This is a genomic window from Streptomyces sp. NPDC050625, from assembly GCF_040654755.1.
Taxonomy (GTDB): domain Bacteria; phylum Actinomycetota; class Actinomycetes; order Streptomycetales; family Streptomycetaceae; genus Streptomyces.
In genome coordinates this window covers 190,890-204,032 of record NZ_JBFAIQ010000005.1, presented here as the reverse complement: position 1 = coordinate 204,032, position 13,143 = coordinate 190,890, and the positions used below count along the sequence as shown (strand labels likewise).

The 13,143-nt window shown below is 69.9% G+C and carries 10 protein-coding genes; 3 read left to right on the top strand and 7 right to left on the bottom strand.

Annotated elements, in window-relative coordinates; all coding sequences use genetic code 11:
* Window positions 1–5 precede the first annotated feature (5 nt).
* The gene (locus tag AB0I54_RS14195) at window positions 6–353 is read right to left on the bottom strand and encodes a DoxX family protein (RefSeq protein WP_363296254.1); all 348 of its coding nucleotides are present in this window, start codon (window positions 351–353) and stop codon (window positions 6–8) included.
* 132 nt (window positions 354–485) lie between these two features.
* Complete coding sequence (locus tag AB0I54_RS14190) at window positions 486–1,835, bottom strand: polysaccharide lyase family 1 protein (RefSeq protein WP_363296253.1); 1,350 nt, start codon at window positions 1,833–1,835, stop codon at window positions 486–488.
* A 269-nt stretch (window positions 1,836–2,104) separates the two neighbouring features.
* Between AB0I54_RS14190 and AB0I54_RS14185 the strand changes: the two genes are divergently transcribed.
* Window positions 2,105–2,710, top strand: coding sequence for a hypothetical protein (locus AB0I54_RS14185; RefSeq protein WP_363296515.1), 606 nt, complete (start codon window positions 2,105–2,107; stop codon window positions 2,708–2,710).
* Window positions 2,711–2,735: 25 nt separating this feature from the next.
* On the opposite strand, the gene AB0I54_RS14180 is transcribed toward AB0I54_RS14185, so the two are convergent.
* Together AB0I54_RS14180 and aspS are read right to left on the bottom strand one after the other, a co-directional pair.
* Window positions 2,736–3,686 carry an intradiol ring-cleavage dioxygenase gene (locus AB0I54_RS14180; RefSeq protein WP_363296252.1) on the bottom strand — a complete coding sequence of 317 codons (951 nt, stop codon included), beginning with the start codon at window positions 3,684–3,686 and terminating at the stop codon, window positions 2,736–2,738.
* A gap of 121 nt (window positions 3,687–3,807) precedes the next feature.
* On the bottom strand, window positions 3,808–5,571 hold the full coding sequence (aspS, locus tag AB0I54_RS14175; protein ID WP_363296251.1) for an aspartate--tRNA ligase: 1,764 nt from the start codon (window positions 5,569–5,571) through the stop codon (window positions 3,808–3,810).
* Between the two features lie 175 nt (window positions 5,572–5,746).
* Here aspS and AB0I54_RS14170 point away from each other — a divergent pair, with 175 nt between their 5' ends.
* Window positions 5,747–7,906: a SpoIIE family protein phosphatase gene (locus tag AB0I54_RS14170; protein ID WP_363296250.1), complete on the top strand. Its 2,160-nt coding sequence runs from the start codon at window positions 5,747–5,749 to the stop codon at window positions 7,904–7,906.
* 17 nt (window positions 7,907–7,923) lie between these two features.
* Here AB0I54_RS14170 and AB0I54_RS14165 read toward each other — a convergent pair whose 3' ends face one another.
* The 3 genes from AB0I54_RS14165 to AB0I54_RS14155 all read right to left on the bottom strand — a co-directional run bounded on the left by AB0I54_RS14165 (window position 7,924) and on the right by AB0I54_RS14155 (window position 11,022).
* The gene (locus AB0I54_RS14165; RefSeq protein WP_363296249.1) at window positions 7,924–8,955 is read right to left on the bottom strand and encodes an AI-2E family transporter; all 1,032 of its coding nucleotides are present in this window, start codon (window positions 8,953–8,955) and stop codon (window positions 7,924–7,926) included.
* A 120-nt stretch (window positions 8,956–9,075) separates the two neighbouring features.
* Window positions 9,076–10,053 (bottom strand): pirin family protein, encoded by a 978-nt coding sequence (locus AB0I54_RS14160; RefSeq protein WP_363296248.1) that lies wholly within the window; start codon window positions 10,051–10,053, stop codon window positions 9,076–9,078.
* A gap of 501 nt (window positions 10,054–10,554) precedes the next feature.
* A complete protein-coding gene (locus AB0I54_RS14155) occupies window positions 10,555–11,022 on the bottom strand; it encodes an SseB family protein (protein WP_363296247.1) in 468 nt (155 codons plus the stop codon).
* Window positions 11,023–11,236: 214 nt separating this feature from the next.
* Here AB0I54_RS14155 and AB0I54_RS14150 point away from each other — a divergent pair, with 214 nt between their 5' ends.
* Window positions 11,237–13,078 carry an acyl-CoA dehydrogenase gene (locus tag AB0I54_RS14150; protein WP_363296246.1) on the top strand — a complete coding sequence of 614 codons (1,842 nt, stop codon included), beginning with the start codon at window positions 11,237–11,239 and terminating at the stop codon, window positions 13,076–13,078.
* Window positions 13,079–13,143 lie beyond the last annotated feature (65 nt).

The window sequence follows — 13,143 nt, the reverse complement described above, 5'->3', positions numbered from 1 at the left end:
TCCCCTCAGACCGAGGCACCGAGAACAAGCGCACCGATGACCGGGGCCGCGTAGACCAGCGGGAACGGGATGTGCGAGTACCAGCGCGCCCGTGCCACGGTGACGACGGCCCCGGCGAAGTAGAGCACCAACCCCACCCCCGCCGCGACCCCGACCACCGGCACGAACAGCCCGACGAGCAGCCCCACGGCCCCGGCGGCCTTGGCCAGCCCGAGCAGGGTCCACCACGACCGGGGCACCCGGTAGTCCTCGAGCAGCTTGACGATCCACTGGGCCCGCAGCAGCAGAACGGCACCCGAGAAGCCGGACATCAGGGCGGCGAGGACGGTGACGACGACATAGGCGACACGCATGAGAAGCTCCGTTCGAAATCAACACCGGACACCCCTCTGACGCCCCCGAACCCACACATGTGACAGCCCACGCAAAAAACCTCGCAGGACCGTCCGGAGACTTCGCGTCCGCACGCCCCCCGCCCTGATCGCTCAGCCGCCGGACAGAATCCCGGCGCCGGTCGTCGTCGCCAGTTCCGTCGGGAGGTTCTTCGCGGAGGTCTGCAGGCCGGCCGTGAGGGTCGGTGTCCAGTTCACCGTCGTCTTGAGCTTCTTCGACGTCGTGGCGTTGTACGCGGCGACGAGGTCGGTCGTCGTGCCGTTGACGAGGTTGCCGCTGCCCGCGACCGAGCCGGTGCCGTCGCCGCTGAGGAGCTTGGAGATCTTCTGGCCGGCGGCGACCTTCCAGTAGTTGTTCTGCGCGACGACCTGGGCCTTGGCGCGGGAGTTGATGCTGTACTGCAGTACGTACCCGTTGAGGGTGGTCGTGTCGTAGAGGTTGTTGTAGATGTGGACCTGGCCGATGCGGGTCAGCGGGGCACGCTGGACGATGCCCTTCCACACGTTGTGGTGGAGGGAGACGCGCAGCTTGCCGACGCTGTCGGTGTCGCTGCTGCCGATCAGCATCGTCTTGTCGTGGTTGGTGAACCGGTTGCGCTCGACGGTCACCAGGTCGGAGCCCTTGGTGATGTCGAGGGAGCCGTCGTGGATCTGGTACTCGCGGCCGTAGTACTTCGGGTTGGCGCTGTCGAAGCGCGGTGCGTCGGTGAAGGTGTTGTGGTCGACCCAGACGTGGGTCGCGCCGCGCAGGGTGACGGAGTCGTAGTTCGAGTTCCAGTTGCCGTCGTCGCCGTCGGTGGGGTCCCACTGCGGGAAGCAGTCCTCGGTGGCGGCGAAGGTCAGGTTGCGGACGATGACGTTGTCCACGTTCTGGATCTGGAGCATGCCGCCGGTGATACCGGCCTTGGTGCCCGGTACGCCCACGACGGTGGTGTTGGCCGGCACCCTGAAGACGACGTTCTTCGCCTGCTTGGCCTGGGCGACGGCACGGGCCTTCTCCTGGGTGCCCGAGGGCAGCTTGGAGCGGCCGTAGGTGGAGGGGTCGTACGCCTTCAGATAGGCGGAGAGCGAGTAGCCGGTGCCCGACGCGTAGTCGGCGCAGGTCAGCTTCTTCCCCGAGTCGTCCGTGTTGGCGTCGATGGTGCCCTTGACCTTGATGATCCGCGAGGTGGTGTCGGACGCCGACCCGAGCGCCTTCACGAGCTGCGCGCGCGTGCTGACGGTGAAGGTGTGCGCGGAGTCGGCCTTCGCACCACCGCTCGTCCCGGAACCCGAGGCCGCCCAGCCGTCCTTGGCGGGAAGCGTCTGGTGGTACAGGTCGATGCCACCGGCGTTCGCGTTCATCACGAAGAAACCGGCACCGGCGCCGGCGACCACGAAGGCGGTGGAGACGGCGAGGACGCGCCGCGTGCGGCGGGACCGGCGGTGAGAGGCAGAGGCCACGGGGGATTCCTTACGTGGGTGTGGTTCACGTGCTGGTGTGAAGCCCCCGGCGAGGGGGCTTACGCCTCCTCAGTTGCCGCCCCGCCCAAAAAGGTTGCCGCGACCGCACGGCCTCGTCGAAGATCGGGCACCGCGCCCGGCCACTAGGCTCCAGCCCTACGACCACACCTCCCCCGGGCCACCGAGTGAACCTCCCCGCATCCCCTGCCGCACACCTCCCCGACCCCCATCGGCGTCTCCTCGCCGACGTCCCGGCCGTGGCCGCCCGTATGGCCCTGGCCGGCGGATACGCCCTTCAGGCCCACGGCCTGCTCGAACGCACGCACGCGAACGTGGACTTCGCGACGGAGAGCGCCGAGCCGATGCCCCGGATCGCGGCCGCGCTGCACGACGCGCTCGTCTCCCGGGGCCGTGAGACGACCGTCCAGGACGTGGATCCCCTCTCCGCCCATCTGACGGTCACGGATCCGCCGACCGGCACGGCCGTCCCCCTCGGCCTCCACAAGGAGGCCTTCTGGAGCCCGCCCGTCCTGACCTCGTACGGCCCGACGCTCTGCCTGGAGGACGCGGTGGGGACGAAGATCCGCGCCCTCTACGACCGGGGGCTGGCGGTCGATCTGATCGACGCGCGGGCGGCGGCAGACCTGTTCTCCTTCCCCGACCTGGAGGAGCTGGCCCGCCGCCACGTCCGCGACGAGTTCGACCTCCCCACCCTCCGGACCCGCCTGGAGGGCACGGACTACTACCCGGACACGGCCTTCACGGCCTACGGCCTGGCGGACGACGAGATCACCGCCCTGCGCGCCTGGGCCCAGGCCTGGTCGACGGACATCGCCGAGCGGCTGCTGGAGGAGGGGGCGTCCCCGGACAAATGATCCCGGGACGCCCCCTCGTCCGGAGCTATGCCGTCGACGTCGACGTCGCCGACGGTGTCTCCGACGCGCTGGGCCGGGGAGCGTCCTGGCCGTCGTGGGTGGCCGCCGGGTCCACGGCCACGGTGATCGAGCCCCGGACGCCCCGGGCGATGTGGTCCTTGTGGTAGCGGAGCTTCAGGAGGCCGCCCCGGGTGCCGCTCTGGTCGTAGATGGTGTCCTCGGTGAGGGTGGTGCGTTCGGCTGTGTTCGTGGCGTACGGGTCCACGGTCGCCGTGGCGAGCACCGCCTCCTCCGCGAAGAAGAACTGGCCCGTGTGGCAGGTGTGCCCGCCCTCGTAGCCCGCGTCCGTCCACTCGCCGTCCACGTGCACCTTGACGTGGATGTGGACACAGCGGCCCCGGTACCAGCCCGGGAAGACCGTCCGGAACTTCACCCGGCCCTGGTGGTCCGTGCGCCAGGTGCCCCGGAGGTAGCGGGTGTCGTCCGTGGGCTCCTGGTGGCCGCCGCCCCCGCCGCCCGGTCCGCCGGACGGGGGCGCGCCCGTGGGGGTGTCCGTCGGGGTGCCGGTGGGGGCCGGGCCGCCGCCACCGCCGTTGCCCTGGTTCTCGTAGCCGGAGTACACGCCCATCGCGTCGCAGTGCCAGATGTCGACGGCCGCGTTCCTGACCGGCCGACAGGTCTCGGAGTCGATCACCTTGAGCGCGAGGAGTAGGGGAACGCCCTCGCGGTCCTCCGTGACGTCCCGGCGGAGCTTGTCCGCGTCGATGTAGTAGGGGCCCTCGACCGTCTCGGACGTCAGCAGATAGCAGTCCTCGCCGGCGGGGAGCGCGCGGCGCTGCCCGGCCGTCGCGTTCGCGGCGAACGCACCGCCGCCGAGTCCCGCCGCGGCGACCGCGCCCGCGCCGACGGCAACCACCCGACGGCGTGTCAACGCGCTTGTGTTCTTTTCCTGTTGGGGTTCCTCATGGGCTGTCATGCGCCCGGAAGGTAGGCAGGAACCCTGTCACCGAGCTGAGAAAACGGCTCCTTTTCGCAGCCGCACGCGAAAGGGGCCGGAAACCGGTGTCGGTTTCGGGCCCCTCGGGACGCGCTGGTGCCTACTTCGGCTGCGGCTTGCGCACCGACAGGTGCAGTTCCTTCAGCCGTGCCTCCTCCAGCTCCGTCGGCGCGCCCATCATCAGGTCCTGGGCGTTGCCGTTGAGCGGGAAGGCGATGGTCTCGCGGATGTTCGGCTCGTCGGCCAGCAGCATGACGATGCGGTCGACGCCCGGCGCGATGCCGCCGTGCGGCGGGGCGCCGAAACGGAAGGCGCGGAGCATGCCCGCGAACTTCTCCTCGACGGTCTCCCGGTCGTAGCCCGCGATCTCGAAGGCCTTGAGCATGATCTCCGGCTCGTGGTTCCGGATGGCGCCGGAGGACAGCTCGACGCCGTTGCAGACGATGTCGTACTGCCAGCCCAGGATGTCCAGCGGGTCCTGGTTCTCCAGGGCCTCCAGGCCGCCCTGCGGCATGGAGAAGGGGTTGTGCGAGAAGTCGATCGCGCCGGTGTCCTCGTCCTTCTCGTACATCGGGAAGTCGACGATCCAGCAGAAGCGGAAGACACCCTCCTCAAAGTGGCCGGCCCGCTTGGCGGCCTCGACCCGCACCGCGCCCATGACCTTCGAGACCTCGTCGAACTCGCCCGCGCCGAAGAAGACGGCGTGACCGGCCACCAGCCCGAGGCGCTCGGTGAGGACCTTGACGTTCTCCTCCGTCAGGAACTTCGCGATCGGGCCCGTCAGCGAGCCGTCCTCGGCGACCCGGACCCATGCCAGGCCCTTGGCGCCCAGCGACACCGCGAAGTCGCCCAGCTGGTCGAAGAACTTGCGGGGCTGGTCCTGGACGGCCGGGACCGGCAGCGCGCGCACGTGCTTGCCCGCGAACGCCTTGAACTCGGAGCCCTCGAAGACATCCGTGATGTCCACCAGCTCCAGCTGGGCGCGCAGGTCCGGCTTGTCGGAGCCGTACCTGAGCATCGCCCCGCGGAACGGGATCCGCGGGAAGGGCGAGGTGACGTGGCGGCCGTTGCCGAACTCCTCGAAGAGCTCCGTCATGAGCTTCTCGACGGGCTGGAAGACGTCCTCCTGCTCGACGAAGGACATCTCGATGTCGAGCTGGTAGAACTCGCCCGGCGAGCGGTCCGCGCGGGCGTCCTCGTCACGGAAGCAGGGCGCGATCTGGAAGTAGCGGTCGAAGCCGGAGATCATCAGCAGCTGCTTGAACTGCTGCGGGGCCTGCGGCAAGGCGTAGAACTTGCCCGGGTTCAACCGGGAGGGCACCACGAAGTCACGGGCGCCCTCGGGGGAGGTGGCGGACAGGATCGGCGTCGCCATCTCGTTGAAGCCGAGCGCGGTCATCTTGTGACGGATCGCGGAGATCACCGCCGTACGCAGCATGATGTTGCGGTGCATGCGCTCGCGGCGCAGGTCCAGGAAGCGGTACTCCAGGCGCCGCTCCTCGTTGACCCCGTCCTCGGCGTTGATCGTGAAGGGCAGCGGGGCGGCGGCGCCGAGCACCTCGACCTCGCCGACCTCGATCTCGATCTCGCCCGTCGGCAGGTCCGGGTTCACGTTCTCGGTGCCTCGCGAGACGACCTTGCCGTCGGCGCGGACCACCGTCTCCTTGGACAGCTTGTCCAGGGCCTCGTACGCGGCCGTGCCGGGGCGGGCGACGAGCTGCGTGATGCCGTAGTGGTCGCGCAGATCGATGAAGAGGATGCCGCCCAGGTCGCGCCGATTGTGCAGCCAGCCACTCAGCCGGACGTCGGTCTCGACGTCAGAGGCGCGGAGCTCGCCGCAGGTGTGGGACCTGTACCGATGCATCGTCGTTCATCCAGTCTTCGCGGATCGGGGCCTGTGTGGGGCTGTGCTTCAGGTTGCTTCAGCTTGTTTCACGTGAAACACAGACCAGCGTACCGGGCACCCGAAGATCGCCTCCCACCATTACCGCAGCGGGGAGCGGTGGCACTCTTCGATCGCATCTTCCTAAAGTGGGGCAATGCGCACTGGCGAGCCCCTGCCCGCCGTCGGGGAGGTTCTCTCCTCCCTCGCGACCGGGGTGTGGCACTGGAACACCGCCACCGGGCTGGTCACGATCGACGCGGAGACCGCTCGGCTGCTCGGACTGCCCGGCGGGACGACCACCCTCACCGAGGCCCGGGCACGCGCCCGTTTCCATCCCGTCGACTGGAACGAGAACACCAGCATCATCCGGCTCGCCTCCGACGAGGGCACGCTGGCCGAGGTGCGGTTGCGGATCATGGACGAGCAGGGCCGGATCGTACGCACGGTACGCAGCCGTTTCAGACCGGTGTACGACCGCAAGGAGCGCGTGTACCGGGTGACGGGCACCCTGCAGGAGGTCACCGAACCGACGCCGGGCACCGCCGCGCAGACCCCCGTCACCGGTGACTGGCGCCGCTCCCGGGAGGCGTTCCTGCTGGACGCGGGCCGGGCGCTGGCCGAGGCTCGGTCCACGTCGGAGGTGCTGCGGGTCGCGGCGGGGCTGTCGATGCCGGGGTTCTCGCCGGACGGGCTGGCCGTCTTCGGGGTGCAGGGCGACCGGCTGACGGTCATCGGCCATCACGGGCATCAGCCGGGCGACGAGGCTCCCTTCACCGATATGCCGCTGGAGACGGACTACCCGGCCGCCGAGGTGGTCCGGACCGGCCGTGCGGTCTATCTGTCCTCCCCCGAGCAGTACAAGAGCCGCTACCCGGTGACCTGGCCGCTCGCCCAGCACTTCGGCCGGCAGTCCTGGGCGTTCCTGCCGCTCACGGCCGCCGGCCGCACGATGGGTGCCTGGATGGCGGCCTTCGCCTATCCGGTCGCCTTCACACCGGACGAGCGCTCGGTGCTCACGACGGTGGCCCGCATGCTCGCCCAGGCCCTGTCCCGGGCCGGAGCCGCCGAGTCCCAGCGCGAACTGACCGACGGACTGCAACGCTCCATGCTGCCCACGCTGGGCCCCGAGGTCCCCGGCATGGGCGTGGCCGCCCGCTACATCCCCACCGGCGGCGGGCTCCAGGTCGGCGGCGACTGGTACGACATGATCCCGCTGCCCGGGGGCACCTCCCGGACGAAGTCCGGGGGAAGCCGGTTCGCGCTGGTCATCGGTGACGTCCAGGGACATGACGTACGGGCCGCCGGTCTGATGGGACAGCTGCGGATCGCCCTGCGCGCCTATGCCTCCGAGGGCCACCGCCCCGACGCGGTCCTCTCCCGGGCCTCCCGCTTTCTGCACGGCGTCAACGACGGCGCTCTGCACGGTGTCGACGACAGCGGCGGTGACGACGCCGACCCGCGCTTCGCGACCTGCCTCTATGTGGAGGTCGACCCGGTGTCCGGCGTCCTGGAGATCGCCCGCGCCGGGCATCCGGACCCGGCGATCCGGATGGCGGACGGCACGGTGATGATGCGGCCGACGGCGGGCGGTCTGCCGCTGGGCATCGACCCGGACGCCGACTACCCGACGACACGGTTCGCGCTGGAGCCCGGCGAGACCATGATGATCTGTACCGACGGGCTGATCGAGACCGGCGGTCATGACCTGGAGAGCGGATGGCACCGCCTCCGCGCCGTCCTGGAGGACCACGAGGGCGGCCTGGAGTCGCTCGCGGACGCCCTGGTGCAGGCGGTGCACGGACCGTCCTCGCACCAGACGCCGGGGCCGCTGGCCGATCGCCGCGAGGACGACATAGCCGTGCTGCTGCTGGGCAGGCCGGGGGTGGGCGACGGCTACGGCGCCACGATGCTCGTCGGGCCCACGGTCCGGCGCACCCTGCTGGCGGTGGCGCAGGACGAGCCGGAGCGGATCGCCGAGGCCCGCGATCAGGTGCGCGGGCTGTTGCACGACTGGACCTCCGACGAGCAGGTGGACACCGCGGCGCTGCTGGTGTCGGAGATGCTCACCAACGTCCTCGTGCACACCGACGCCGACGCCCTGCTGCTCGCCGAGGTCACCGGGGAGAGGGGCGAGCGGCGGCTGCGGGCCGAGGTCACCGACGTCGGGGACGACCTCCCGCACAAGCGAAGCCCCGGGGAGCTGGCCTCCTCCGGGCGCGGTCTGGTGCTGATGGAGCTGCTCGCGGACGCGTGGGGGGTGGATCCGCGAGGTGAGGGCAAGAGCATCTGGTTCGAGCTGTACGAGAAGGGGTGACCTGGTCGGAGCGGTCGCTACTGGGTGGCGTACCGGCTCCGCAGCTCGTGCACGACCCCGAAGGCGGCCGCGGTGAGCGGTACGGCCAGCAGCATCCCGACGATGCCCGCGACGGACGCCCCGGCCGTGATCGCCAGCATCACCACCGCGGGATGCATCTGCACGGTCCGGCTCTGGATCACCGGCTGGAGCACATGGCCCTCCAGCACCTGCACGGCGACGACGACCCCGAGGGCCCACAGCGCGATCACGAACCCCCGGTCGGCGAGCGCGACCAGCACGGCCACCGCGCCGGAGAGGAAGGCGCCGAGGTAGGGGATGTAGGCGCCGACGAAGACGAGCGCGCCGAGGCCGGGCGCGCCCGGCACCTGGAGGATCAGCAGCCCGATGGTGATGCAGGTGGCGTCGATGAGCGCGATGACGGTGGTGCCGCGCATGAACCCCTCGACGGCCGCGAAGGCCCGCCGCGCCATGGCCTCCAGGGTGTCGCCGGTGCCGCGTGGGGCGAGGGAGCGCAGGCTCTCGGCGGCCCGGTGGGAGTCGCGCAGGAAGAAGAAGACGAGCAGCAGCGCCAGTACGGCCATGGCGATACTCTCGCCGACCACGCTGACCCCGCTGATGACATTGGAGGCGGCCGTCCCGCCGAACTTGGCCAGCAGGTTCCTGGCGTTCTCGGCGAGGTCGTCCAGCGAGGTCCCGGCCGCCCCGAAGTGCTCGGCGACGGACCTCGCGGCGGCCCGCAGCGAGGAGATGATCTGGCCCCCGGTGTCGATCAGCGCGGCGACCACGATGTAGACGGCCCCGCCGATGACGGCCACGACCGCGACACAGGTGAGCCCGGCGGCCAGCGAGCGCTGCACCCCGGCCCGGACGAGCCGCCGGTACAGCGGCCCGAGCAGCGCGGTCCCGAGCAGCGCGAGCAGCACGGGAGTGACGGCCGTACGGAACGTGGTGCACAGCCGGACCCCGACGTACCCGACCCCGTAGACGAGCAGGATCACCACGCACCAGGCGGCGAGTCGGCGGACGGGGTCGGGCAGAAGCTGCACGCACCCAGCCGATCACGCCCGCGGCCGGGCTGTCCTGCGCTCGGGCCCGGCCGGGTGACGCGGTACGGCGAGAGCCCCGTCCGGCGCCGTTGACGGACGGGGCTCTCGCCGGACCCGGGCTCAGGCCTGCGGTCCGCTCTCGGTCATGCCGTGGACGGCCGGGACCGTTCCGAGCCGGCCCTTCTGGAAGTCCTCGAAGGCCTGCTGGAGTTCCTCACGGGTGTTCATGACGAAGGGGCCGTAGTGGGCCATGGGCTCACGGATGGGCTGCCCGCCGAGCAGGACGATCTCCAGGTCCGGCGTGTGGGAGTCCTGCTTCTCGTCCGCGCGGACGGTCAGCGAGGAGCCGCTGCCGAAGACGGCGGTCTGGCCCAGCTGGACCGGACGACGGTCGGCACCGACGGAGCCGCGCCCGGCCAGGACGTACGCGAGGGCGTTGAAGTCCTCGCGCCAGGGCAGGGTGATCTCCGCACCCGGGGCGAGGGTCGCGTGGATCATCGTGATCGGGGTGTGGGTGATACCGGGACCGGCGTGGCCGTCCAGCTCACCGGCGATGACACGGAGCAGCGCGCCGCCGTCGGGGGAGGTGAGCAGCTGGACGCTGCCGCCGCGGATGTCCTGGTAGCGGGGGGCCATCATCTTGTCCTTGGCCGGGAGGTTCACCCACAGCTGCAGGCCGTGGAAGAGACCGCCGGACATGACCAGGGACTCCGGCGGGGCCTCGATGTGGAGCAGGCCCGAACCGGCGGTCATCCACTGGGTGTCGCCGTTGGTGATGGTGCCGCCACCGCCGTGGCTGTCCTGGTGGTCGAAGGTGCCGTCGATGATGTAGGTGACGGTTTCGAAGCCACGGTGCGGGTGCCACGGGGTGCCCTTGGGCTCGCCCGGCGCGTACTCCACCTCGCCCATCTGGTCCATCATGATGAACGGGTCGAGGTAGCGGTAGTTGACTCCGGCGAACGCCCGGCGCACCGGGAAGCCCTCGCCCTCGAATCCGCTCGGTGCGGTCGTCACGGCCAGTACGGGACGGGCGACGGCATCGGCCGGCGCGGCCACACGGGGCAGGGTCAGCGGGTTCTCGACGGTCACTGCAGGCATTGGTCGGTACCTCCTTGTGAGCCCACTTTAGTTGAGCATTGAACTTTCTGCCACCCCCAACAGAGAAAGCCCGGAGGACATTCCCTCCGGGCCCCCGCCGGGTGCCGGTCAGCCGAACAGGGCGGCGCAGCGGCCCGTCGCCGGCTCCGATGTCGTGGGAGAACTCCGTCCGCCCCTCGACCGCGATCCCCCGGGCCCGCAGCACGACGGTGTCGCGCAGCATGCGCAGGCCGGCCACCACGGCGGCGACGCCGGGCACCAGGACACAGGGGACGGTGACGACCAGTACGTAGGGGACACCCAGCACCCCAAGGGCCACGCTCCTCGACGCGTCGGATCGCGGCGACGGGTGTCCCGCGGCGCACTCCCCCCGGCTCCAACAGCAGTACGCCGCGGCGGAGTCGGGCAGTAGAACGCCGCCGGTCGTGCAGGGCCGGCGGCGAGGTGTCGGGTGGGGTCACGCGGGCACAGTAGGGCCGACCCGTGGGCGGAGGGGACGGTTCAGCCGCCGTACATCCGGCGCATCGCGAAGTCCACCATCTGCTCGACCGCCTTCGCGTCGAAGACCATCCGGTGCTCGCCCTCCATGTCCAGGACGAAGCCGTACCCGGTCGGCAGCAGGTCGATCACCTCGGCGCCGGTGATCACGAAGTACTTGGACTCCTTGCCGGCGTACCGGCGCAGCTCCTTGAGCGAGGTGAACATCGGGATCACCGGCTGCTGGGTGTTGTGCAGGGCGAGGAAGCCCGGGTTGTCGCCGCGCGGGCAGTAGACCTTGGACGTGGCGAAGACCTGCTGGAAGTCCTCCGCGGCCAGCTGACCGGTGGTGAAGGCACGCACCGCGTCCGCGAGCGACGGCGGCGACGGCTCCGGGTAGAGCGGCGACTGCTGGCCGTACCCGCCGAGACCGCCGGGCTGCTGCTGCGGCGGGGCGTACTGCGCACCCACGTTCTGGTCGTAGCCGTACATGGGCGCTAGCCTACCGACCCCACCGGGGTCGCCGAAGGCCCGTCAAGCCTTCTTGAGCCGTTCCCCAGCGTTCTTATGTAGACCCTTCTCACACTTGGACGGGCAGGGGTTGCTTCTTATTACCGACGGGTAGCATCATCGTAGCTACTTGTTGGTACGTGAACCAGTTGCGAGGAGACAGTGCCTCGCCGAGTCCGATACGGAGCCGTCACCCATGGGGCACTACAAGTCGAACCTACGCGACATCGAGTTCAACCTGTTCGAAGTACTCGGGCGCGACAAGCTGTACGGCACCGGCCCGTTCGGTGAAATGGACACGGACACCGCCAAGAGCGTCCTGGAGGAGCTGACGCGCCTCGCGGAGAACGAGCTGGCCGAATCCTTCACGGACGCGGACCGCAACCCGCCGGTCTTCAACCCCGAGACCAACACCGCGCCCGTCCCGGCGTCCTTCAAGAAGAGCTACAAGGCCTTCATGAACTCCGAGTACTGGCGCCTGGGCCTGCCCGAGGGCATCGGCGGCACGACGGCTCCCCCGTCCCTGATCTGGGCGTACGCGGAGCTGATCCTCGGCTCGAACCCGGCCGTGTGGATGTACTCCTCCGGCCCGGCGTTCGCCGGCATCCTCTACGACGAGGGCAACGACGTACAGAAGAAGATCGCGCAGATTGCCGTGGAGCGGACCTGGGGTTCGACCATGGTGCTCACCGAGCCCGACGCGGGCTCCGACGTCGGCGCCGGCCGCACCAAGGCGATCCAGCAGGAGGACGGCTCCTGGCACATCGAGGGAGTCAAGCGCTTCATCACGTCCGGTGAGCACGACATGGAGGAGAACATCCTCCACTACGTCCTCGCCCGCCCCGAGGATGCGGGACCCGGCACCAAGGGCCTGTCCCTCTTCCTCGTCCCGAAGTACCTGTTCGACTTCGAGACCGGCGAGCTGGGCGAGCGCAACGGCGTCTACGCCACCAACGTCGAGCACAAGATGGGCCTGAAGGCCTCCAACACCTGCGAGATGACCTTCGGCGACCGCCACCCGGCCAAGGGCTGGCTGATCGGCGACAAGCACGACGGCATCCGCCAGATGTTCCGCATCATCGAGTTCGCCCGCATGATGGTCGGCACGAAGGCGATCTCCACGCTGTCCACCGGCTACCTCAACGCCCTCGAGTACGCCAAGGAGCGCGTCCAGGGTCCCGACCTCGCCCAGTTCATGGACAAGGCCGCGCCCAAGGTCACCATCACGCACCACCCCGACGTGCGCCGCTCGCTGATGACGCAGAAGGCGTACGCGGAGGGCATGCGCGCCCTCGTCCTCTACACCGCCTCCGTCCAGGACGCCATCGCGGTCAAGGAGGCGAACGGCGAGGACTCGAAGGCCGAGCACGCGCTCAACGACCTGCTCCTGCCGATCGTCAAGGGCTACGGCTCCGAGAAGGGCTACGAGCAGCTCGCCCAGTCGCTGCAGACCTTCGGCGGCTCCGGCTTCCTGCAGGAGTACCCGATCGAGCAGTACATCCGCGACGCCAAGATCGACACCCTCTACGAGGGCACGACCGCGATCCAGGGCCAGGACTACTTCTTCCGGAAGATCGTCCGCAACCAGGGCGCCGCGCTGAACTCCCTCGCGGAGGACATCAAGAAGTTCCTGGCGCTCGGCACCGGCGGCGAGGAGCTGGCCGGCGCCCGCGAGCACCTGGCCAAGGCCGCCGTCGAGCTGGAGGCCATCGTCGGCCTGATGCTGACCGACCTCGCGGCCACCGAGCAGGACGTCAAGAACATCTACAAGGTGGGCCTGAACACCACCCGCCTGCTGCTGGCCTCCGGTGACGTGGTCGTCGGCTACCTGCTGCTGAAGGGCGCCGCGGTCGCCGCCGAGAAGCTGGAGACGGCCTCCGCCAAGGCTGTGTCTTCCAAGGACGTGGCCTTCTACACCGGCAAGATCGCGGCGGCGAAGTTCTTCGCGGCCAACGTCCTGCCCGGCGTCACCCTGGCCCGCAAGGTGTCCGAGGGCGTCGACCTGGACCTCATGGAGCTGGACGAGGCGGCCTTCTAGTCCCGGCAGCCTCTGCCACAGGTTTCCTGCGTGGGCCCGTTCCCGGTAAGGGGGAGCGGGCCCTC

Coding starts and splice junctions, on each gene's coding strand:
- AB0I54_RS14195 (WP_363296254.1), bottom strand. CDS start 353: ATGCGTGTCGCCTATGTCGTCGTCACCGTCCTCGCCGCCCTGATGTCC.
- AB0I54_RS14185 (WP_363296515.1), top strand. CDS start 2,105: ATGGCCCTGGCCGGCGGATACGCCCTTCAGGCCCACGGCCTGCTCGAA.
- AB0I54_RS14180 (WP_363296252.1), bottom strand. CDS start 3,686: ATGACAGCCCATGAGGAACCCCAACAGGAAAAGAACACAAGCGCGTTG.
- aspS (WP_363296251.1), bottom strand. CDS start 5,571: ATGCATCGGTACAGGTCCCACACCTGCGGCGAGCTCCGCGCCTCTGAC.
- AB0I54_RS14170 (WP_363296250.1), top strand. CDS start 5,747: ATGCGCACTGGCGAGCCCCTGCCCGCCGTCGGGGAGGTTCTCTCCTCC.
- AB0I54_RS14160 (WP_363296248.1), bottom strand. CDS start 10,053: ATGCCTGCAGTGACCGTCGAGAACCCGCTGACCCTGCCCCGTGTGGCC.
- AB0I54_RS14155 (WP_363296247.1), bottom strand. CDS start 11,022: ATGTACGGCTACGACCAGAACGTGGGTGCGCAGTACGCCCCGCCGCAG.
- AB0I54_RS14150 (WP_363296246.1), top strand. CDS start 11,237: ATGGGGCACTACAAGTCGAACCTACGCGACATCGAGTTCAACCTGTTC.